Origin of the sequence: Candidatus Nitronauta litoralis (genome assembly GCA_015698285.1) — a bacterium.
In the GTDB taxonomy this organism is placed as follows: Bacteria; Nitrospinota; Nitrospinia; order Nitrospinales; family Nitrospinaceae; genus Nitronauta; species Nitronauta litoralis.
In genome coordinates this window covers 3,179,106-3,200,505 of record CP048685.1, presented here as the reverse complement: position 1 = coordinate 3,200,505, position 21,400 = coordinate 3,179,106, and the positions used below count along the sequence as shown (strand labels likewise).

Below are 21,400 nucleotides of genomic sequence, written 5' to 3'. Positions count from 1 at the left end.
TATGTTATAAAAATTTATTAACTCATTGATTTATTTATAGTTATTCGTATTTATTTAATTAATCTAATAAAAACAGTTGGTTGGCCTAAAACGTGCTGTATCACTCCCTGAAATGCTTCCAGCACCTCTATTCCCCCTGTCTTGACAGGCCCCCCCTTTTTGGCTAAATTGATCGCCTTCTTAAGCAAACCTTCTTGCAGTCCCAATACGGAGAAATCAATGAGCTATATTCAGGAGTTGTTTGCCGAGCGACTGGGCGGCAACCAGTTTGGCAAAGACACCACGATCTATAAATTTGAAAAAATAAAACGCGCCAAGCGAGCGGCGCTTGAAGCAAACCCCGGCAAGGAACTGTTCGATATGGGGGTTGGTGAACCCGATTCCATGGCCGATCCTGGCGTTGTCAGGACTCTTAAAGAAGAAGCCGAAAAGCCTGAAAATCGTGGATACACAGATAACGGTATTGATGAATTCAAAAAGGCCGCAGTGGATTATATGGATTCGGTTTTTGGGGTCAAAGGTTTGGACCCGGCGAAACACGTCAATCACACTATCGGTTCCAAGCCCGGCCTGGCGATGGCTCCCTTGATGTTTGTAAACCCGGGAGATGTGGTTTTCATGACGACTCCAGGATATCCCGTAATGGGCACCCACGCCCAATACCTTGGAGGTGAAGTAGTCAATCTGCCTCTTACAGAAGAAAACGGGTTTATGCCGGACCTCAAGAGTATCGATCCGGCAATGGCGGCAAAAGCAAAAATCCTTTATTTGAATTATCCCAACAATCCCACAGGAGCCCAGGCGACTCGGAAGTTTTTTGAAGAAGCCATCGCTTTTGCAAAATCCAATAACCTCATCATTATTCAGGATGCGGCCTACGCTGCCCTCACCTACAATGGTGAGCGGTTGAGTATTTTATCGATCCCCGGTGGTATGGATGTCGCTATTGAGCTCCACTCCCTGTCGAAAGCCTACAACATGACCGGATGGAGGATGGCATTCGGGGTTGGTAATGAGCTGATCGTAAAAGCCCTTTCACACGTGAAAGACAACATCGATTCAGGCCAGTTCGCTGCAATTCAGAAGGCCAGCATTTATGCCCTTAACCACCCGGAGATCACCGAGCAAACTGTCGCCAAATATAAGCGCCGGTTGCAACTCCTGGTAGAAACATTAAATGGAGTAGGATTTAATGCCAGCATGCCCGGAGGATCATTTTTCCTGTATGTAAAAGCACCTGTCGGCATTCAGGGTGGACGGAGATTTGAGAATGCGGAAGATTTCTCCCAGTACCTCATCACCGAGCATCTCATCTCGACTGTTCCCTGGGACAACGTGGGGAGCTATGTGCGTTTCTCGGTAACTTATGCAGCCAAAGACGCGGAAGATGAGAAACGCATTATGGGTGAAATAAAAAATCGATTGTTGACTGAGAAGTTCGAATTTTAACTTTGCACAAAGTCCAACTTTCAGGAAACCTTTTTGACTAAGGGGCTATGCCCGAAACCATCTTCATTGGACTGGGGTCCAACCTCAAGCAGCCAGCGCATAATTTGTACACTGCGTTTGTTGCCTTGTCCAAAATAGAAGGAATGTATAGCCCCCTTCTTTCCCCTCTTTATAAAACTTCTCCTTTTGGTGTTCAGGATCAACCTGATTTCATCAATGCAATCGCTCAATTTCAAACGACACTTGAGCCTCGCACAGTATTAAATGCATTGCTCGATATTGAAATAAAAATGGGACGTGTCAGGAAAGAAAAATGGGGACCGCGCCTGATCGATCTCGACCTTTTATTTTTCGGGGACCAGACCATCGATGAAGACGGACTCAAGGTCCCGCATCCGGGAATTGCTGAACGGGATTTTGTTTTGATTCCAATGATGGATATTGCGCCGGACTGGATACATCCGACATATGCAAAAAGTATCAGCGAACTGGTAACTCAACTGGACGGCACATCTACCATAAACAGGATAGAATCAGATCGGTAACGGCTCGGGGTCAAGCACTTCTATTTTCTCTATAGCATCCTGCATGAGGTCCCGCCAGGGATACCGCGTTTCGTCGTTTTCCAATTCCGGAATTTTGGCTTTGGTAGCCGGGCGATCTGGCATGAACACCGTACAGCAGTCGGGTTGTGGTTCAATACTGATTTTATAGGTACCGATTGCCTTGGACTCTTCTATGATTTCATTTTTGTCCATCCCGATCAAAGGCCTGAACACCCCACCTTCAACCACCCTTGACACAGCATCCAGATTTTCCAGAGTTTGAGAGGCCACCTGCCCCAGAGACTCTCCTGTCACCAGAGCTTTATAGCCTTCTGAATCAGCAATATCCTGTGCAATGCGATACATCATCCGGCGATACAAAATAACGCGGTTTTCCGGTCTGCAATGGTCCCGAATCGCTACTTGAATATTTTCAAATGGGACCACCCGCAGGCGCATGGACTCCTGAAAACGATTGAGCACACCACACAACCGAATCACCTTGTCATACCCTCCCTGCCCCATATACGGGCGGTTATCGAAAAAGACACCGTGCACCCGGCAACCTCTTTTTATCAGACGATACATGGCCACCGGGCTATCAATACCTCCTGAAATAAGACCGAGGACCTTGCCAGCCGAGCCGACTGGAAGACCGCGTAAACCAGGAACCCGATTCTGAAACACAACCGTGTGGTTCATTCCAATTTCAATTTCCAGTTTAAAATCGGGCCGATCCAAATTGACCGACAACCCCCGATTGCCAAGGGCCTGCAAAATTTTTCCACCCACTTCATGGTCCACTTCGCTGGATGTCTTTTCATACCCTTTATGGGAACGTTTTGTCCTAACGCAGAATTTAAGAGCCGGGTTGGATTCAAGCAGGGGAGAAATCCAATTAATTCCCTTTTGTGAAATCAGATCAAGGTCGGGTTCCATCATTTCACCCACACTGAGCGAAGCGATTCCAGGAACAAATCCAAGTCTTCGCACCACCGCCTCGGTTTGGCCTTCGTCACAATCCAGAATAATCCGCCCGTGAGGAACACTGATCGAAATACCATCAAGATCCTTTAATCGTGACCGGATATTCTGACGGAGCCGGTCGATAAAAAACCGCCGGTTCCTGCCCTTTAATCCTATTTCATCGTAACGAATGAGGAGGGTTCTTCTATTAATCACGTGGATACGACCCGGGATCTGAAGGCAGGGTATAAGGCGAGCCAGGCTTCTCGAAATTCTTTTAAAAACGTTTCAACATGATTCCTGGTATTTCCAGCACCGAACGATACCCGCAAACTACAGAGGGCTTCTTCTTCAGTACATCCTGTTCCCATCAAAATTTTTGATGGTTCTTTAGAGTGGGCACTGCAGGCACTTCCCAAGCCTACAAAAATTTTGTTCTCTTCAAGATGGTGTAACAAGACCTCTCCTTCAACGGGTGTAAAACTGAAGTTTAAAATGGCACTGGATTGTCGGGCCCAATCCTGTGATGGTTCTGAATTAAATTTTATATCCAACTCGGGTATTTCGGTTTCTATCTGCCTCAACCCTCCAACCAGCAATTTATGGAGAGATTCCATATGATTGCAGGTTTCTTTGACTCGCGCTGTCGCCAGCTTCAACGCATGCATCATGCCTAGAATCAGAGGCACTGGCAGGGTACCGGACCTTACTCCATATTGTTGTTTTCCACCATGTATTTGAGGATTTAAGTTCAGTCGTGAATCATAAACCAATAAACCAATTCCCTTGGGTCCATTGAATTTATGCGCAGAAATTGAATACCCGGAAAGACCCTGCCAGAATTTTTCAGTGTAGATAATTTTCCCCACAGCCTGGACTCCATCGACGAACAATCTTGTTTGCGGGGAACCTTCTCTTAGGATATTTGAAACCTTTTCAATTGGCTGAACAGTTCCCAATTCATTATTGACGTGGGTCAAACAAAGCAGCCTCACGCGATTTTCAACCAATTCCGATATAAATTTTTCCTCGAGCCTGCCCTTTATTGAGTACCCCTTCAATCGGACCGGTTCATTACCAAATTCTTTCATAGAATCGATCGCTTCGGTCACACTTGGGTGGTCAAGCCCTGTACTGGCAACCCTTTTATTGGGAAAACAAATCCCCTTAATGAAAAGGTTATTGGCTTCACTACCTCCCCCAGTAAAAATCAGATTAAAATCTGGGGGCAGGTTCAGGAACCGCGCGATTCCCGCTCGTGCTTTTTCCAACTTGCGATTGGTTTCCACTCCAAGAGAATATACCGTCCCTGAATTGGCAAAGTCCTCGCGCATGGAACGGTTCATTATCTCGATAACTTCCGGGTCCATCGGCGTCGTCGCTGCGTTATCGAGATAAATCATATGGACTTCTGTCTTCTTTTGGGTTCGTAGGGCTCCTGAATACGATGTTCCATCCCAAGATGATCAAGGATCCGGGCCACAATAAAATCAGCGACATCTTCTACAGATTGCGGGTTGTCGTAAAACCCCGGATTAGCCGGTAGAATAAGTGCCCCGGCCTGGTCAAGCTCAAGCAGGTTCTTGAGGTGTATCGTACTTAAAGGAGTTTCCCTTGGAACCAGAATCAATTTACCCTTTTCCTTCAACACAACATCCGCCGCACGCTCGATCAGAGAAGACGAAACACCCGATGCGATACGTCCAATAGTCCCCATTGTTCCCGGACACACCACCATCCCATCGGTTTTAAAAGACCCGCTGGCCAGAGAATCATTCATCCTGGAGTTACGATGTACCTCAGCATTCTCCTTTTCAAAATAAGCTGCTGTCAAACCCAACTCCAGTTGAAGAACCTCAGCGCCATGTTCAGACAAAATCACATGGGTTTCAGCTCGCGGTTGCAATTGATCAAACAGCCGTTTGGCGTAAATCATGCCACTGGCACCTGTGATCGCAAGCACTATTCTTTTCATTTTATCTCTCCTGTTTTTAGAAACGCACTGACGCAGTTCTGGACATCCTGTTGGACATCATCCATTTCGCGGTTGGCATCAATGCGTTTGATATGGAGCCCTTCAAAAGTATTAAATATTGCTTGTACACGTTTCAGGTAATCCAGTTTTTCAAAAGAGCTGAAACCGTCTCTTGAAGATGAAATCCTTTCCAATCCAACCTCAGGGTCGATGCTGAACATTAAAACCAGATCCGGCCTGGGAGCAAATGTTTCATTTTCCTGACAAATGGCCTCAGGGTCGAATCCCAAAGCCCCTTGGTAAGCCGCTGTAGAATAATAGTACCGATCAATCAGGACTATCGCTTTACGCTCCAATGCGGGCTGAATGTTCAAGGCTACATCTTCGCGGCGATCATTATTAAAATATGAAAGTTCCTCTTCAGGAGTTATCCCGTCTCGCCCTTCTGTAAGCAATCGGCGTATTTTCTGGCCCCAGGTTCCATTGGTTGGTTCCCGCAGCTCGACAACATCATGCCCTGAGACCCGGAGGTTCTCAGCCAGTTTCTTCAATTGTGAAGATTTGCCCGCTCCATCGATCCCTTCTGCAACAATTAAAAAACCTTTGTCCAATATCAAACCCTATTTTTTAAGTTTGGGCCAATCCGTACTGTTTGCATTTTACTTTCATTTTATTTCATAATACCTTAAAGAAAAAGAGTTTTACTGACACAACTTTCCAAATAATCCGGTTTCTTAAAAACCAATTTAACCAATTATTCTTACTATTATCTTATGAAAAAATTCTGGGCAATTTTTGGGTGGATTTTCGTCGGAATAATGCTTCAATCCCAGCTTAATTTACTGTACGGGATTGTAACCCTCGAAAACCTGTATTTTCATGACCGGGCATATTGGGTCAAAATGGACCTGAAGCCGATTGATAACCAGATAAAACTGTTGACCGTTGAAACCACGGTACATCATTCACTTGGGCCAGACTATTTCGCGAATGTCTACATCCCTGAAAATTACAAGGTGATCAATAAGGAACCCTATCTGGGGGCTGAAACTCGACCTGGCTACAAAACTTATCAAATGAACATGAAGCGCAAGTACAGGGATGTCCTCAGCCGGGAAATGTTTATCCTGTCCCCGGTCGACAAAAAAAGCGATGTTCCTGAAACCCCTCTTATTGTCCATTTTCAAAACATGGATCAACTATTGCACGAAGATAAAACCTATCAGCTCGCCACGACCAAAAAAGAAACCTCTCTAAAAGGTCCTGAATTGGCTGAAACGATATATCCGCAGCAATGGGGAATGTAAAATAACTGTAATGAGACCAACAAGTAAAGATTATTACAGCATATTGGGGGTCGCGGATAATGCAGATCCCGAGGCTATAAAAAAAGCTTATCGGGCTCTGGCTGTAGAGTTTCACCCGGACCGCAACCCCAACAACCCCAAAGCAGAAGAAAAATTCAAGGATCTCACAGAAGCCTACGGGGTGCTGATGGACCCCAAAAAACGCTCCGAATACGATCTTTACAGAAAAACCTTTGGAGCGGGTCATGCTGGCGCGGGGGGAGGACAAGGTCCTCGTTTTGATTACAGCCAGCAGGAAATTTTTGAAAACATGTTCCGGCAGGCCTTCGGACGCGACGCCTTCAACGACCTCAACATGCAGTTCAAAAATCAGGGCTTCCGATCCGGTTCCGGGTTCTTTGACGCCATTCTCTTTGGCGGTGTCGGAGCGATGGGAAAACTGGGTCGATTGCTTTCCATGGTACCGGGTCCGATTGGGAAAGTCGGGCTTGGCCTGCGGGTTTTACAAGGAGTGGGAGCTTCACTTTTAGCACTGAAATCCATTAAGCAGGCGGCACATGACAAGCAACATGGAGGCCGTTCTCCCAGGAAGGACAGCGGTTCCACATTTGACAACGTAAAAAGTATATTTGATCCGGAAGCCGGACATGGACTGGACCTTCATTTTCAGATCACCATCCCTCCTCATGAAGCGGTAGCTGGCGCCAGAAAACAGTTTTCCTACACCGTCAATGGTGTTCTGGAAAAACTTATGGTCAACATCCCCCCAAACACGCCAGCGGGACAAAAACTACGAGTGCGTGAAAAGGGTAAAATGAATAACGATCGGCGGGGTGACCTGATTTTAACCGTCAACGTAGGCGCAGTTTAAATAACTCCAGGATTTCAGGAAAAGTTTCCCATACCCGTTTTGTTTCGTGCTATTCTAGAACCCCTTGATAACATGGAGCTTTTGGAATAGCCCTAATTGAGCCAGTGGATTTGTTGTACTTATTTTGGCTTTCTATTTTTATATGAAACGTTTCACTTTCATTTTATGTGTTATCTGGATTCTGGCCCTGGCCTCCCTCTCTTTTGCCCAGAAAAAAAATGCGCCTTCCCCGGTCCGTGTAGCAAAAGCACAAACATTGTCACCCCGGGAGATCATCAAATTACCCGGAACAGTTATTCCATGGGCCTCGACAAGACTCGCCGCTGAAATCGATGGACGGGTTGAGTCCATCCACGTTCGAGAAGGACAATTTGTAAAAAAGGGGACACCCCTTCTACAACTGAGGACGGTTCCCCTGGAACTTGAACGGGCATTGTCCCTGGCGGAAGCAAAACGCGAGGAAACTCTCCTGCTGGAATTGAAAAATGGAACCCGTGTAGAAACTATCGAGGCGGCCAGGTTTGCTAAAGACCAGGCCCTGGCCCGGGTCAGGCTCGCAGATAGTGATCTGAAGAGAATAAAGCAATTATACGAAGAAGGAGTGGTCAGCCTTGACGACTATGACCGCAGCAAATCAGAGGCGGAAAGTGCCCTCGCGGAATTACAGGAAAAAGAAGAAGTTCTTAAAGAGCATATGGCCGGGCCTCGCATAGAAAAAATCAAACAAGCGGATGCGAATCTTGAAGCCGCACGAGCGCGCATTAAAATCATTGAAGATAATATAGACCGTGCCACATTGAAAGCTCCGTTCAACGGCTATATCGTCAGTAAGCAGACAGAGGTTGGTGAATGGCTGGAAACAGGAGACCCTGCATTTGGAATCACTTCTGCTTATCCCGTTAAAGTTGAAGTCGACCTCCCGCAGTTCCATTACAACAGTATCAGGGTTGGCAATTCTGCCAAGATAACTCTGGAAAACCCTAAAACAGGAACCAAGAGTAAAGAATATAAAGGACGGATCATTGAAATCGTCACATCGGCCGACCCCAATTCCCGCACATTTCCCGTTCGGATTCGAGTCAATGCTTCAGGCAGTAAAATCGCACATGGTATGCTGGTAAACGTGGAAATTTACCCCACCGCAAAAACAGGCAAGCGGCTCTATGTTCCCAAGGACGCCCTGGTTCAATCCCCCAAAGGCACCACTTTGTGGGTTGTCGAGACCAAAGGAAATAAGAAAAATACAGTCAGAGAAGTTCCTGTGACCCCAGGCAAAATGGAAGGCAACCTGATCTCGGTAGACTTCAAGAAAAAGGCTCTGAAATCCGGAAATCTGGTTGTGGTGCAGGGGAACGAACGGTTAAAGCCTGGGGCTCCCGTCACCATCGTGAAGCAAAAATAAAACCACCCTAATGAACATAATTGGAAACTCACTCAAGTACGGTGTCACCGTTGCCGTCGGGGTAATCCTTATCCTGATGTTTGGGATCATGGCCCTGTTACGGGTTCCTATTCAGCTCACCCCGGAAATCAGCCAGCCGGAAATCAGTATCCGTACATTTTGGCCTGGTGCCAGCCCAGAAGAAATAGAACGGGAGATCATCGACAAACAGGAAGAACAACTGGAATCACTCGTCGGTCTGGTTGAAATGGAAAGCGACTCCCAGACCGGGCGCGGCGAGGTATATCTGGAATTTCAGGTTGGCACCAATCTACAGGAAGCCCTGGTAAGAACCGCCAACGCCCTGCAGCAGGTTTCGGACTATCCGGAAGATGTAGACGAACCTACCATCAAAACGACAAACGTCTCCGACCGGCCTATAGCCTGGTTTGTTTTGCAGCCTCTCCCGGAATACAAAGACAAAATCAACGTTTACCAGTATCGCGATTTCGCTGAAAATTTTATCCAGGCACGATTCCAACGTGTTCCCGGTGTTTCCGACAGTGATGTCTATGGCGGAAGCCCTGCCGAACTGCAGGTCATCTTTGACCCCAATGCCCTGGCAGAACGCGGTATCACGGTGTCATTTTTACGCGACACCCTGCGCAAACAAAACCAGAACATCAGCGGCGGAGATCTTGATGAAGGCAAGCGGCGTTATATTGTCCGCACCACAGGGGAATTCAAATCTCCGGAGGATGTAAAAAATATTATCCTCACTCAGCTCAACGGTAAGCCGGTTTATGTAAAAGACGTAGCAGAGGTCAAAGCCACTCATGAAGAACTGCGTGATTACGTCAGGCACAACGGACTCCCCGGTATATCCATAAATGCACGGCGGGAGATTGGTTCCAACATCCTGCAGGTGATGGGGCATTTGAAAGAAACCGCCCGAGGCCTGAATGAAAAGTTGTTGCATCCCATGGGACTCCAACTGGTCCAGACTGCCGACAAGACCGATTATATTGTACGAGCTATCGACATGGTGCAGACCAACCTGATTTTTGGTGGTGTATTGGCAGTGGTGATCCTGCTGGTGTTTTTACGTAGCCTCTACAGCACCCTGGTTGTTGCCTTCGCGATTCCGATCAGCGTCATCGGCTCGTTCATCATCGTCACGTTAATGGGACGTACCATCAACGTCATCATGCTGGCAGGTATGGCTTTTGCCGTTGGAATGGTACTGGATGCCTCCATCATTGTGCTGGAAAATATTCATCGTCACCACAAGATGGGAGAAAAACCACATATGGCGGCCCTACTGGGGGCAAAGGAAGTCTGGGGAGCCATCCTCGCCAGTACCCTGACCACCCTGGCAGTGTTCATCCCGATTCTTTTTGTACAGGAAGAGGTTGGGCAACTGTTTCAGGATATCGCAGTAGCCATCAGTGCTTCAGTGGTGTTGTCCATGACTGTCAGTATCCTCGTCATCCCTCCGCTCAGTAATAAACTGCTGACACTTGAGGACCAGAGCAAATCAGGCAGCTCTTTTTTTAAAAAAGCATTTGGCCATCTGTTCGGATTAAGATGGCTGGGTAAAAATTTTGCAAGTGGCACGGTTGGCTTTATCAATGTGCTTTCCCGCAATCGAGCCATTCAGGGACTGGTAATCCTGGCCCTGACGATACCCCCTGCCCTGCTGGCCTGGTGGCTGTTACCCAAAACAGAATACCTGCCTGAAGGAGATCAGAACGTCATCATCGGGTTCATGATTCCTCCACAAGGATACAATGTCGGGGAGATGACACGGATCGGCGACCAGATGGAACAGAGCTATCGAGCCTATTGGGAAGCAATGCCGGGTTCGGTTGAAGAATCAAAACTGGACGGACCTGCAGTTAGAAACTTTCTTTTTATCGGGAGTCGGGGTCGTCTGTTTACCGTTGTCAAAGCGAAAGATCCCGAACGTGCTGGAGAATTGATAGCCATTCTCGACAGGGAATTCGACAGGGTGCCGGGGATGCTTTCGTTCAGCAGACAGCTTTCTCTTTTTTCAAGTGCTCTCAGTGGTTCCCGTGGAATTGAGATAAACTTTTCCGGACCGGATCTTGTAAAATTGACGGACATTGCCCGGGATTCGTTTTATAAATTGCGTGAAATTTTACCTGGCTCCAGAACCCGCCCGAACCCTGGCATCGAACTGGGGCAGCCTCAAATTCAGGTCAAGCCCCGTATCAAGCAATTGACAGAACTCAATATGTCGTCAAATGAGCTAGGGTACTCTGTTGCTGCATTGACCGATGGGGTCTATGCAGACGAAGTTTTTCTTGATCCGGAAAAAGTGGATCTGCCCTACCTGCCGAGGGAGGGGATTGATCTTGTATTGATCAATAAACTCCAGAACGAGCAAAAGACCCAGGACCTGGAACAAACCATGATCCACACACCGGGGAACCGGACGGTCCCTTTGAAACAGGTGGCTGACATTATCCATACAGTAAGCACGGAAAAGATCCGTCACTTTGAAAGGCAGCGTGCCATAACATTGGAGGTTTCACCGCCAAAGGATATTCCTCTGGAGGAAGCCATTGACCGCGTAAAGAAACAAATTATCCAACCCATGGTCGACGATGGAACATTGAGTGGTGACTATAAAGTTGAGCTATCTGGTAACGCAGATAAACTGGAGCAGACACGCGAGGCAATGAAAGGCAATTTTCTGCTGGCAATTTTTATTACTTACCTTCTTCTGGCCACACTGTTTCAGCATTGGGGATACCCATTGATCATCATGCTTAGCGTACCCATGGCTGCCGTGGGCGGAGTTTTTGGTCTGGCTCTCCTCAATGTTTTTGTTACGCAACCCCTGGACGTTCTCACCATGCTGGGATTTATTATTCTGGTCGGCGTGGTGGTCAACAACGCGATTCTGATTGTGTATAAAACCCTGTCTAATATTCGTGAAGAAGGTATGCCGCATGATAAAGCGGTACTCGACTCCGTTCGCACCCGCATCAGGCCGATTTTTATGAGCACCCTGACCAGTATCTTCGGCCTTCTGCCCTTGGTGGTGATGCCAGGTGCTGGAAGCGAAATTTACCGGGGAATCGGGGTTGTGATACTTTCAGGATTGCTGTTCAGCACCATTTTTACCCTGTTCCTGATTCCGGCCCTGCTCGACATGAGTTTTCAATTTTCAAGTCATAAGCAAAAGACAGACACACCTGATGAGGTAGCCGTTTCATGACTGACCGCACACACGTCATCCAATATTGGCAGAAGTTTTTTGCGGACTTGTTGATTGGCACATTTCTCTACCTGTTTCTGTTTTCTGTTGGAGGTGTCGGCGTGGGGCTACTTGCTGTCTGGTGGCTCAATAGCGGCTATATCAATCCGGAGATTGAAAGTGTCTGGTTAAACTGGCTGACGTTTATCGTTGCGTTCGGGTGGCAATCGGTCTTTGGCTGGGCTCACGGACTCATCGCCTGTACGCTCTGGGTAGCTGGAAAGAAATTAAAAGAAGGCCTGGTCGGGTTGCACGATCTTCTGGATATATTGACCACGGGTGTAATGGCCTCCTATCCGAATCTGGACAAACAGATTCCCAAAAAAGAACTCGAGGAAAAATTTGAAAAGCTGGGGCACCAGTTTCTCGAAGACCTGAAGTTAAAAGGCGGTCCGATCAATTTCGCCAAACGCATGATCTTCCTTGTGATTTTGAAAGTCCTCAAATTTTTCTTTATCAACGATTTTCTTGAAGAGATTCGGAAGAAGAACAAGGACGAATTAAATCGAGCCGACATTGAAAGCGCGGTAAGACGTGTCGGCGTCGACATCCTGTTATCGCCGCTGACCGACTACATTTATATACTGCACGGCCTCAACGGCGCTGCCTTGCTGGGCACTGTAGGACTGCCTTTATTATTGTTCTGGATTTTTTAGTTGAAGATAATATTAAAACGCAGCCAGACGTTGCTCAATATTTTCTCTCTCGTGGTGGCCGAGGTAAAGCAGCCCATCGGCCAGCGAGTAATTATGCGGGAAGGTTGAGACTTCCTGACTGAGCCGAGCCAGGACTTCCTGATAAAGCTCCGTCGCCTCTTCTGCAGTCAATCCAACATTGATATCATACGAATATCCCAGTGCCAGGTCGTGACCTTCAGGACCTTTTAAATTGTACACATGATATTCATCCGGGCTTTTTGCCATTGGAGTGCCCTTCTCCAGATCAAACTGGGACGTGATGCAGGAGAAGCCTGGAGAGTTGAGCAGTTTGGGGTTGTTCAATACAAAATTGACCGAATCATAAACTTCTTCCCGGGTTTCGGTCGGGAACCCGATCAGCATATACAGGTGGATGCCGATCCCAATATCCATGCACTGTTCGACCGTCTCGTCGATTACTTCCACCGGACAGCCCTTCTTCATGAAATCCAGTACTCGCTGGTTGTAGGACTCCATACCGAAGATCAGCTTGCGACACCCCGAACGATATAACAGCTCCATCCGGTTTTCTTTAAGCAGGCTCTTTTCAAATTTCAACTCCCCCGTCCATTGGACATTCAGTTCCATGTCGACCAGTTTCTGCGAAAAGGTCTTCAGGAAATTGATGGGCAGGGCTTCATCGGTGAAGAAGAAATAGTTACAGCCGTATTTTTCCTGCAAATTTTTAAAATCATTGGCCACGGTTTCGGCGTAACGCACGTGGAAGTCGATGTGATCAAACGGAATGGAGCAGAAAGCGCATTTCTCCCAATAACAACCACGGGAGCCCATCACCGGCAAAACCCGCTCAGGAGTCAGATACAAATCAAAGGGCATCCCATCGAAATCAGGTGTCGGCAACGCATTGAGTTCTTCTTTATAAAATGGGCGGTTAACCTTGACCGTGTCGCCATCTTTATAAACAAGGTTCGGGACTTTGGAAAAATCCTTGTCAGACCTTACCGCCTCGACCAGTTTGAGTAACGGCGTCTCGCCTTCGTGCACCACAAAGCTGTCGACAAAATCGAAAAGAGGCGATCCCTTTTCGAGAACATCGACCAGTTTGGTGAAAATACTGCCACCCACCGTGATATGAACTTCCGGGCGTGCTTTCTTGATCTGATGTGCCAGACTCAAACCCGGCAGGACCTGTTCAACCGAAGTGATGGAAATGCCAAATAATTCGATGTCCTCCTTGATGATCTCCGGCACATAGTGTTTCTGATACAGATCGTAGAAAAAGTTTTCTTCCGGATGCTCGAAGGATTCCAGAATTTCCTGAGTCGCGTAGGGAGACCAGCGTAATTGACTGCCGATGACTGTTAGCTGTGATGGGAAGTAAGCTGCGAGAATATTGTCGAGCCAGACATCGATAATCTTGAGGCTCTCCATATAACGGTCAACATCATAAAATTCGGGTCCGCGCAGGGATACCTTGGCAGAGTCTATCTGACCGGCAAGGGACGGGATGATCTCGATGGCTTCTGCCAGTTTCTGGATTTTCTCACGCTGGAAATCGGTGAGATACGCCTTGCGCCTCAGTTCTTCAAATTCATCCTGAATTCTGGAAAACAGGGGTTTGGTTTTCTCCCAGGAACAAAGATGGTCGAGCAGCTCGATGGCAAGGTCACGCTGCACAACATCTTCTATACCATTCTGGTGCAGGAACCCTTTGAGAGCAGGCAAACTCAGATAGGGTTGGGAGGGATGCCAGGATGAAGGGAAAACCAGATAGATCATTGAACGCGAACCTTTAATTTTTCTGAATTTTTGTGTTGGCAACGCGCAGGTTTTTAAGCCTTTTACCTGCATGTTGCCCAGTTCAATTTCTTATAAGTGCTTTACCCTTTATTGCGGTTTGGGTGCCATGAACACCAGCAAAACAAGTTTCTCGCCCGAGTCATTCACGACGCCGTGTTCATCTCCGGATGGAGCCATGGTGATCTCGTCAGCCCCGAGTTCCCTTGTTTCACTTCCAACCGTAATTTTGCCTTTACCTTCAAGGACATAATAAACTTTATCCGAGCCCTCATGAGCATGAACTTTCTGTTGTTGACCCGGTTCAAGACAGTATATATCACAAAAGAAGCGCTCCGAATCGAAAAGGCTGACCTTGCTCATCTTTTCGGCTTTAAACGCCACCTGATCACGTACTTTCAATACTTTCATGTTTCACCTGACTCCCTTCCAAACACCAAATATTTAAGGGGAAATTTTAACACATTTGCAGGCTTCCATGAAATGGCGGGAAATCTGGGTATGGCCCATATTAGATTGGAGGCAGGGGGTTTCGAGGAATCCCGGAATTGCCTGTTGACAGTTAGAGGTCTATCCTGCAAAATCCGCAGTTGTTAAAACAAGTAAGTGAAAGCAAAAACAGGACTGAAAAGTGTCGGGGCGTAGCGCAGCCTGGCTAGCGCACCTGGATGGGGTCCAGGGGGTCGGAGGTTCAAATCCTCTCGCCCCGACCAACTTTTCTAAAAAACAGCTCAAACCATCCCTTTTCCCTACCACCAACGCCTTTACTTCGCTTGAAACACAATGGAGGTTTTTTTGTGGAACCAGTAAGAGAAATCTGGATTATTGAATCAAAGATGAAAAACAAAAAGGACGGTTGGTGGCCCCAGGCGGACAAAACCTTCCAGGAAAAACGCTTTGGTAAAGAAACGCTGGATGAACTCAAAACAGAGTTTAAAAATTTCGATTTCCGCCTGGCACGCTACCTTCCCGAAAAATAATTACTTAGAAGGGGCTTAACTTTAATCCCCCTTGAAATTTCTTTTTTCTCCCTTCTCCCTTCATCCTCACAACCTGATTTCCACCGTGATAAACTAAATTCTATGTTCATGCTGTTTCTGGAAGGGAATTTCATGCCCCAGTTCAGGATCCGCCTTCTTGATGCAAGCCGTCAACGACTTTATCTAGTGGGCATCCTCATGGCTGTTTCTCTCGTGGTCGCCTTTCTTGCGATTTTTATTTTGTACAGGGCTGCATTTAAAGAAGAGCAGGCCCGGCTTGTTGAAGCTGCACAAAGCCAGGCCCGTTTAATGGAGGCGGTAGCGAGTTTTGATTCTGAGTATAGCCACAATTTTCCAGGCGGAACAGAAGCGGCAACTCTGAGCCAGTTCATAGAAGCCCACAAAAAGTTCAAGGGTTTTGGCAACAGTGGCGAATTTCTTCTGGCACGCAAAGAGGGAGAAAAAATTGTCTTCTTGTTAAGTCATAGGCATTCCACTCTGGCGGTACCCGAATCCATCCCTCTGACTACAGATCGATCACCTTATATTTTGCTTGCACTTCAAGGTGAATCGGGAACCATGATCGCCAGGGATTATCAAAATATCGAAGTATTGGCAGCTTATGAGTCTATCAAGGGACTTGATCTAGCCCTGGTTGCAAAAATCAATCTGGATGAAATTCGGACCCCTTTTTATCAGGCTGGTTTATGGACGCTTCTTCTCGGAGTTGGCGTCATGAGCATCGGTATTTTTCTGTTTTGGAAACTCACCAACCCCCTCGTCGATGAAATCCTTGAAAACCGGGAACAGATGCTGAACCTTTACCACCGGCTTGAGGCCATTCGCGAAGAAGAAAAAACCAGAATCGCCCGAGAAGTCCACGATGAATTAGGGCAATCACTGACCGCATTAAAAATTGATTTGACCTGTCTTGAGGAAGATTTGATTGATAAAAAATTGCCTGAAATTCAGACGGTCCAGGGGATGTCACACCTTGTAGACGCAACCATCGAATCCGTTCAACGAATATCTACTGAGTTGAGGCCACAAATACTTGATGTATTTGGGCTTGGCGAAGCTATCCGGTCACATGCCCAGGACCACCTGAAATATGGCATTCATTTCGATTTAACTGGTTTGGATACTCAAATACAATTGAAGGAAGAGCAAGCGACCGCTTTATTTAGAATCTTCCAGGAAGCCCTTACCAATATCCTGCGGCACGCCAAGGCCACAGAAGTAAGCGTAAAATTGTACAATCAGGATAACAACACGGTTCTGGAAGTTCTGGACAATGGTGTTGGGATCGATCCCGCGCGGGTTCCCGCTGCGGAATCCCTGGGGTTGAGAGGAATGATGGAACGGGTTCAAAAACTGGCGGGGCAATTGACAATTTCCAGAGGAGCTGATGGAGGGACCTGTGTCCGGGCAATCCTTCCACTTGAAAAATGAAAAATTCCAGCGACAAAATATCTGTAATGATTGCAGACGACCACGGGATTGTCCGCCAGGGGATTGAAAAGGTACTTTCAAAAGCCAGTGATATTGAACTAATATCTCAGGCAGAATCTGGAGACGAGGTATTAAAAAAACTCAAAGAGGTTTCCCCGGATGTGCTGGTAATGGACATCGAAATGCCCGGAAAAAATGCCTGGGATATTTTATCGGACTTGAAACATTCCCACCCGCGGGTCAAAATCATTATCCTCAGTATATTTCCGGAAGAAAAATATGGACCTCGATTTATTAAAGGGGGAGCATCAGGCTATGTCAGCAAAAGCGCCGCACCGACAGACCTTCTGAAAGCCATCCGCAAAGTGAGTCTCGGGGGGAAATATGTAAGTCCTGAACTGGCCGATATCCTGATCTCCGGAATCGGCTCCTCCAAGCCCCCCGATGACCTTCATGAAAGCCTTAGTGATCGCGAGTTTCAAGTCTTTATTATGATTTCTTCTGGAAAAAAACTGAAGGAAATTGCCGAAGAACTTAATGTTGGGATCACAACCGTCAGCACCCATCGTGCAAGAATTTTACAGAAAATGAATATGAAAAGCACAGCCGAACTCATCCAGTATGCAATGCGGCAAGGGCTGGTTGAGGGCCCTCCCCTCTGAGTGTCGTATTTTTACGACAACCCGTTTTGAAGGTTTAAGGACAACCTGATTCATCATTCCTCCACTTGTCTCTCCTCCCCTAAAATTTTATTTTAGAAACAGGCAGGGGTTGTAGAACCCAAAGTTTATTAATTACTTTTTCAAGTTACAGGAGGTTACCATGCGAAAACAAATTACCCTGGCTTGTTTAACTATATTTCTCGCAACGACATCTGCAAATGCCGAAATGAGCCAGAATGTATTCTTTCAATCTCTGAATACACCAAAAACCTATGGCGAAATTCAGGGTCGTGTTCAAAATTGTACGAAACAGAATGTACTCGAAAATGTCCTTCTCCATGTTCCGGGTAAATCCATTGCCACCCGCATCAGTGCCGATGGCACTTTCCACCTGCACTGGGTGCCGACGGGTACCTATAAACTGGATCTGGAAATTGAAGACCGGCAAATCGGAGAAGTTCAAAACATTCCCGTCAAAGAGGGGAATGTCACTCATTTGGACTCCATCAAAGTTTGTGTAACAGAAAAAGAAAAAAAGGGCATCCTGGCCAATACGTCAACGGTCAAAAAAGCTTCCAAAATACGTTGCCCGAAAGGTGGTTTCACCTGTTCTTCAAGCTGGCACAATATCAAGGCCAGAAAGTCCGAGGCCCGGGAATCTGAAAAAAATGCGCGGGAACAGAAAAGGCCTCCGGTCTACACCGTCAGCGAGGGACTTAAATTAATTCAGGTTCAATAATCCTGAGAATAATGCAATAGTTTTAACAGAAATGTGAGTTACAAAAAGGTCTGCCAGTAAATTGGCAGGCCTTTCTTTTTTGGTTCCGGATGAAAGGACACTTTAAATATCCGCAACCTATCTAATTTGGGGCGGGTGTTCCAGTCGGGTCAGGTCGAACCTCTGAGTCTTGAGATTCGCAATCACTGTATCGTAATCGGTAGGATTCATTTGAGGAGTACGACTTAAAATCCAGAGATAATCCCGGTCCGGGGCGCTCACAACAGCATACCGGTAGTCAGGTGCCAGATCAATAATCCAGTAATCACCTACAAAGGGCCAGAAGAACTGAACTTTCAACTTAGCCTGAATCGGCGGGTCTTCCACCCACGCTTTTGCCTGGGCTTCCTTCAAAGGACCATCGACAGTTCCCTCATGACAGCGATTAATGACTTCTATATGTTTCCCATCGCGCATTAACCGATAAGTCGCCGTTGCTGCGACACAACCCTCTTCGAAAAAATGAGTGAAACGAGCTATCTCGTACCAGGTACCCACATACTGTTTATAGTCCACGTAAGGCACCACAACCAGGGGAGGCTTGGACGTATCCGGCGCATGGGCGCAAGCTGCCATAAAAATGACGAGCCCTACCTGGATGATTCTCTTATAAAAACGAATTGAGAAAATCCTCATCGTCAAGATCGTCCTTCAGGTAATCAGGAAGAATGGTTTCCTTATCCAGGATAGCACCCTGAATATTATTTGGATGCAAACCTGAGGCGTCTGTCAGGTTCGCGCCCTTCAGATTTGTTTTCATAAAAAACACATCATCGTTAAACTGGGACCCTGATAAATCTGCCCCTTCAAAACTTGCCCCCTGCACGTTGGCTTCCATAAAATTGCAATGGGTTACCACAGCCCCCTGCAACTGGGCATTCTGTAGGTTGACTTCCTGAAACTTGGCACGGGCGAGATTGGCCTTCTCCATCTGGGCTCCGGATAAATTTGAAAACTGAAATTTTGCCCCAGACATATTGGCTCCACTTAAATTAGCGCCTTTCAGGTTAGCCCCACGCAAATCACCTTCAGAAAGATCCACCTCACTATCTGGATTGGCCTCACGCCACTGGTTCCAGCCTTCTACCCCTTTCTTTAAATTATCCACCTGATCCTGACTTGGCATAGTACATTCCTTCACGTTTTGAAGTTTTGTTAACCGGTCTGGCCGGATTACTTGCAAAAGAAACCATATGATACCTGATTTTTCGCACCTGGAACCCGTAATTCGCATCATAATTCCAAAAGAAGATAACCCCTTATACGGAGGCTTTCATGCCAGGAATCAGTCAGGTCGATATTCATCAGGTCAAACAATGGCTCGACGATAAATCCACCACCATTCTGGACATACGCGATCCCATGACCTACGCCATGGGCCACATCCCCACTGCCCAGCATATAGATAATGAAACTGTGAAGCAGGCTATGGAATCCCTGGATAAGGACGGCAACGTGGTGATTTGTTGTTATCACGGGAACTCAAGTCAGGGAGCGGCTGGTTTTTTCATGGAAAACGGTTTCACCGATGTCCACAGCATGATGGGTGGATTCGAAGAATGGAAACAAACTTATCCCGCTGAAACGGGCAATCCATCTGAGGATGAATGAACATGCCTTCAACCGTTTTACTAGTAATGCCTCGTAATCAGTTTTCGGAAGAAGAACTGTTTCCATTGCGCGATGGTTTCCAGGAAGCCGGATGCCGGGTTTTTACCTTGTCGCGAACCGGGAAAGAAGCCACAGGGATTAACAAAACCAAATTTACGCCGGATGGTATGCTGGCGGACTGGAACAAGCAGGAAGGCGTAGGAATGAAATATGATGCAGTCATCGTTACTGGCGGTAAGGGAGCACTTAAGTCGCTTTGGACGGATGATATTTTGCCTCAGATTTTGACGGACCATGCCCGGGCAGGGAAAACAGTTGCGGGAATTGGCTTCGGTGTTGGTTCGCTTGCTCAAGCCAATATCCTGACCGGAGAAGCATCGGGCCCCAACACACCTGAATTCATCCAATTACTTGATGATGCCATGATCGCCCGATCAGATGAGACCATAACGGAGACAGGAAATATCTTGAGCGCTCAAGGGGCGGGAGCTGCTGAGGAACTGCTCACCTTGATTTTTTCGAAGCTGAAAATCTAGTTTCCCACCGGCAGGGTCAGGGTCGGAGTAAGCGCTTTCGCATTACCGGATTGCAGGGAAAACAATTGACCCAGCATGGAAAAAGTTGATTTAGAGCCGAGGTCTGTGTCATCCAGGAAATACCATTCACCACGATACTCCACGGCTACGATTGCGTTTTCAGGTTTCGAGTGTGAGGTGCGAACATGCATCAGGTCGCCCGTAACCAGATCCCAGTCGAACAATTTCCCGTCCTTATCTCGTGTAACGGTGACACGCCCCCTTTCCCGGTCTGCTTCGGGTGTGTCTACACTATGGGACAGATAATACATGATGCCAATCAACGATCTTGCTTCCGCCCTCAAATAAGGCTTGTTGTCCGGTACCGGTTGGGTGGTGAAAAAGATTTGTTTCGAATCTAAAGGCATTTTCAGAAGTTGAAGAAGTTCCTTTGTCTGCGGTAATTTCCTGCCACGATCATTAAGTTGCAGGACCAGGCCGGAGATAGTTCCATTTTCCCCCAGGGATACCTGAAGCCCGTTTTTCAGATTTATTGCTCGAACAAGCTTGGCTGCCTTCAGAAATGGCTCGTATTCCGGAGCGGTGGCGGGAGTGGGCCCTGAAGCATTGGGTGCATTTTTTAGTGGCCCCAGGTTTTGAAAACACACTCTAAACACCCTTTCCAGACTCCAACCGGTGCGCGCCAGCAACACGATGGTCTGCATGGGGACCTGGGACAGAAAACGGTGTATAAAATCTTCCCCCTGTAAAGGTGCATAAGTCACCGTAGGTCGTTCCTCTATGGCCGCGTCAGCTCCCAGATTGAATATCCCCTTTACGCCGGATTCCAATCGACTTCCGGCATTAGCACCGGCGCTATAGGTGAACTGGGTGGCAACACTGCTGACTTCGAGAAAAAAGGGAGTGTCTCTGTACCGTAAGCGAACAAGGTTTAGCAGTAACTGTTCATCGTTAGAGCGTTGGATGGCTACATTATAATTACTTCGTTCCCCTTCGATACGACCATGGCCTACTCCGGCACAACCTGAAGTTACCAAAACAGCAAGGAACAAACCCAGAATTGTAGCCCGCTGAATCAGGGACTTGGAAAGACTAACTCTTTTCATAAATTTTTATTCACCTCGAATCAAAAAAGAACAAAAGTG

At 47.1% G+C, this 21,400-nt stretch carries 22 protein-coding genes and 1 tRNA gene; 14 read left to right on the top strand and 9 right to left on the bottom strand.

What is annotated here, in order from left to right; all coding sequences use genetic code 11:
* Nucleotides 1-219: 219 nt before the first annotated feature.
* Nucleotides 220-1,449: an LL-diaminopimelate aminotransferase gene (locus G3M70_14555; protein ID QPJ63029.1), complete on the top strand. Its 1,230-nt coding sequence runs from the start codon at nucleotides 220-222 to the stop codon at nucleotides 1,447-1,449.
* Between the two features lie 47 nt (nucleotides 1,450-1,496).
* Nucleotides 1,497-1,994, top strand: a complete 498-nt coding sequence (gene folK / locus G3M70_14550) for a 2-amino-4-hydroxy-6-hydroxymethyldihydropteridine diphosphokinase (GenBank protein QPJ63028.1) — start codon at nucleotides 1,497-1,499, stop codon at nucleotides 1,992-1,994.
* Here folK and thiI read toward each other — a convergent pair.
* The 4 genes from thiI to tmk are packed head-to-tail and all read right to left on the bottom strand — an operon-like array spanning nucleotide 1,983 to nucleotide 5,549.
* Complete coding sequence (gene thiI / locus G3M70_14545) at nucleotides 1,983-3,173, bottom strand: tRNA 4-thiouridine(8) synthase ThiI (protein QPJ63828.1); 1,191 nt, start codon at nucleotides 3,171-3,173, stop codon at nucleotides 1,983-1,985. The two genes, folK and thiI, sit on opposite strands and share 12 nt — an antisense overlap.
* On the bottom strand, nucleotides 3,173-4,363 hold the full coding sequence (locus G3M70_14540) for a cysteine desulfurase (GenBank protein ID QPJ63027.1): 1,191 nt from the start codon (nucleotides 4,361-4,363) through the stop codon (nucleotides 3,173-3,175). The genes thiI and G3M70_14540 overlap by 1 nt, the downstream gene beginning before the upstream one ends.
* A complete protein-coding gene (locus G3M70_14535; GenBank protein ID QPJ63026.1) occupies nucleotides 4,360-4,935 on the bottom strand; it encodes a UbiX family flavin prenyltransferase in 576 nt (191 codons plus the stop codon). Before G3M70_14535 ends, G3M70_14540 begins: the two co-directional genes overlap by 4 nt.
* Complete coding sequence (gene tmk, locus G3M70_14530; GenBank protein QPJ63827.1) at nucleotides 4,932-5,549, bottom strand: dTMP kinase; 618 nt, start codon at nucleotides 5,547-5,549, stop codon at nucleotides 4,932-4,934. Before tmk ends, G3M70_14535 begins: the two co-directional genes overlap by 4 nt.
* 159 nt (nucleotides 5,550-5,708) lie before the next feature.
* Between tmk and G3M70_14525 the strand changes: the two genes are divergently transcribed.
* The 5 genes from G3M70_14525 (at nucleotide 5,709) to G3M70_14505 (ending at nucleotide 12,436) form a co-directional block, all read left to right on the top strand.
* Entirely contained in the window at nucleotides 5,709-6,242 is a 534-nt protein-coding gene (locus tag G3M70_14525) for a hypothetical protein (protein QPJ63025.1), read from the top strand.
* A gap of 10 nt (nucleotides 6,243-6,252) precedes the next feature.
* Complete coding sequence (locus G3M70_14520) at nucleotides 6,253-7,113, top strand: J domain-containing protein (protein ID QPJ63024.1); 861 nt, start codon at nucleotides 6,253-6,255, stop codon at nucleotides 7,111-7,113.
* Nucleotides 7,114-7,255: 142 nt separating this feature from the next.
* Complete coding sequence (locus G3M70_14515; protein ID QPJ63023.1) at nucleotides 7,256-8,515, top strand: efflux RND transporter periplasmic adaptor subunit; 1,260 nt, start codon at nucleotides 7,256-7,258, stop codon at nucleotides 8,513-8,515.
* A gap of 10 nt (nucleotides 8,516-8,525) precedes the next feature.
* Nucleotides 8,526-11,741, top strand: coding sequence for an efflux RND transporter permease subunit (locus G3M70_14510; GenBank protein ID QPJ63022.1), 3,216 nt, complete (start codon nucleotides 8,526-8,528; stop codon nucleotides 11,739-11,741).
* A complete protein-coding gene (locus G3M70_14505; protein ID QPJ63021.1) occupies nucleotides 11,738-12,436 on the top strand; it encodes a hypothetical protein in 699 nt (232 codons plus the stop codon). Before G3M70_14510 ends, G3M70_14505 begins: the two co-directional genes overlap by 4 nt.
* Nucleotides 12,437-12,448: 12 nt before the next feature.
* Here G3M70_14505 and G3M70_14500 read toward each other — a convergent pair whose 3' ends face one another.
* Together G3M70_14500 and G3M70_14495 are read right to left on the bottom strand one after the other, a co-directional pair.
* The gene (locus G3M70_14500) at nucleotides 12,449-14,218 is read right to left on the bottom strand and encodes a radical SAM protein (protein QPJ63826.1); all 1,770 of its coding nucleotides are present in this window, start codon (nucleotides 14,216-14,218) and stop codon (nucleotides 12,449-12,451) included.
* A gap of 108 nt (nucleotides 14,219-14,326) precedes the next feature.
* Nucleotides 14,327-14,647: a cupin domain-containing protein gene (locus tag G3M70_14495; protein QPJ63020.1), complete on the bottom strand. Its 321-nt coding sequence runs from the start codon at nucleotides 14,645-14,647 to the stop codon at nucleotides 14,327-14,329.
* 224 nt (nucleotides 14,648-14,871) lie between these two features.
* On the opposite strand from G3M70_14495, the gene G3M70_14490 reads away from it, so the two are divergent.
* The 5 genes from G3M70_14490 (at nucleotide 14,872) to G3M70_14470 (ending at nucleotide 18,069) form a co-directional block, all read left to right on the top strand.
* Nucleotides 14,872-14,949 (top strand) — tRNA-Pro (locus G3M70_14490).
* Nucleotides 14,950-15,033: 84 nt separating this feature from the next.
* The gene (locus G3M70_14485; protein QPJ63019.1) at nucleotides 15,034-15,216 is read left to right on the top strand and encodes a hypothetical protein; all 183 of its coding nucleotides are present in this window, start codon (nucleotides 15,034-15,036) and stop codon (nucleotides 15,214-15,216) included.
* A gap of 132 nt (nucleotides 15,217-15,348) precedes the next feature.
* Nucleotides 15,349-16,668, top strand: a complete 1,320-nt coding sequence (locus G3M70_14480) for a hypothetical protein (protein QPJ63018.1) — start codon at nucleotides 15,349-15,351, stop codon at nucleotides 16,666-16,668.
* Entirely contained in the window at nucleotides 16,665-17,330 is a 666-nt protein-coding gene (locus G3M70_14475; GenBank protein QPJ63017.1) for a response regulator transcription factor, read from the top strand. Before G3M70_14480 ends, G3M70_14475 begins: the two co-directional genes overlap by 4 nt.
* A 160-nt stretch (nucleotides 17,331-17,490) precedes the next feature.
* Nucleotides 17,491-18,069, top strand: a complete 579-nt coding sequence (locus tag G3M70_14470; protein ID QPJ63016.1) for a carboxypeptidase regulatory-like domain-containing protein — start codon at nucleotides 17,491-17,493, stop codon at nucleotides 18,067-18,069.
* 117 nt (nucleotides 18,070-18,186) lie between these two features.
* Here G3M70_14470 and G3M70_14465 read toward each other — a convergent pair whose 3' ends face one another.
* Nucleotides 18,187-18,744 carry a lipocalin family protein gene (locus G3M70_14465; GenBank protein ID QPJ63015.1) on the bottom strand — a complete coding sequence of 186 codons (558 nt, stop codon included), beginning with the start codon at nucleotides 18,742-18,744 and terminating at the stop codon, nucleotides 18,187-18,189.
* Complete coding sequence (locus tag G3M70_14460; GenBank protein QPJ63014.1) at nucleotides 18,716-19,234, bottom strand: pentapeptide repeat-containing protein; 519 nt, start codon at nucleotides 19,232-19,234, stop codon at nucleotides 18,716-18,718. The genes G3M70_14465 and G3M70_14460 overlap by 29 nt, the downstream gene beginning before the upstream one ends.
* Nucleotides 19,235-19,383: 149 nt before the next feature.
* Between G3M70_14460 and glpE the strand changes: the two genes are divergently transcribed.
* Nucleotides 19,384-19,719: a thiosulfate sulfurtransferase GlpE gene (gene glpE, locus G3M70_14455; GenBank protein ID QPJ63013.1), complete on the top strand. Its 336-nt coding sequence runs from the start codon at nucleotides 19,384-19,386 to the stop codon at nucleotides 19,717-19,719.
* 2 nt (nucleotides 19,720-19,721) lie between these two features.
* Entirely contained in the window at nucleotides 19,722-20,255 is a 534-nt protein-coding gene (locus G3M70_14450; protein ID QPJ63012.1) for a DJ-1/PfpI family protein, read from the top strand.
* Here the strand turns inward: G3M70_14450 and G3M70_14445 are convergent.
* Nucleotides 20,252-21,361, bottom strand: coding sequence for a hypothetical protein (locus G3M70_14445; GenBank protein QPJ63011.1), 1,110 nt, complete (start codon nucleotides 21,359-21,361; stop codon nucleotides 20,252-20,254). The genes G3M70_14450 and G3M70_14445 overlap by 4 nt on opposite strands.
* Nucleotides 21,362-21,400 lie beyond the last annotated feature (39 nt).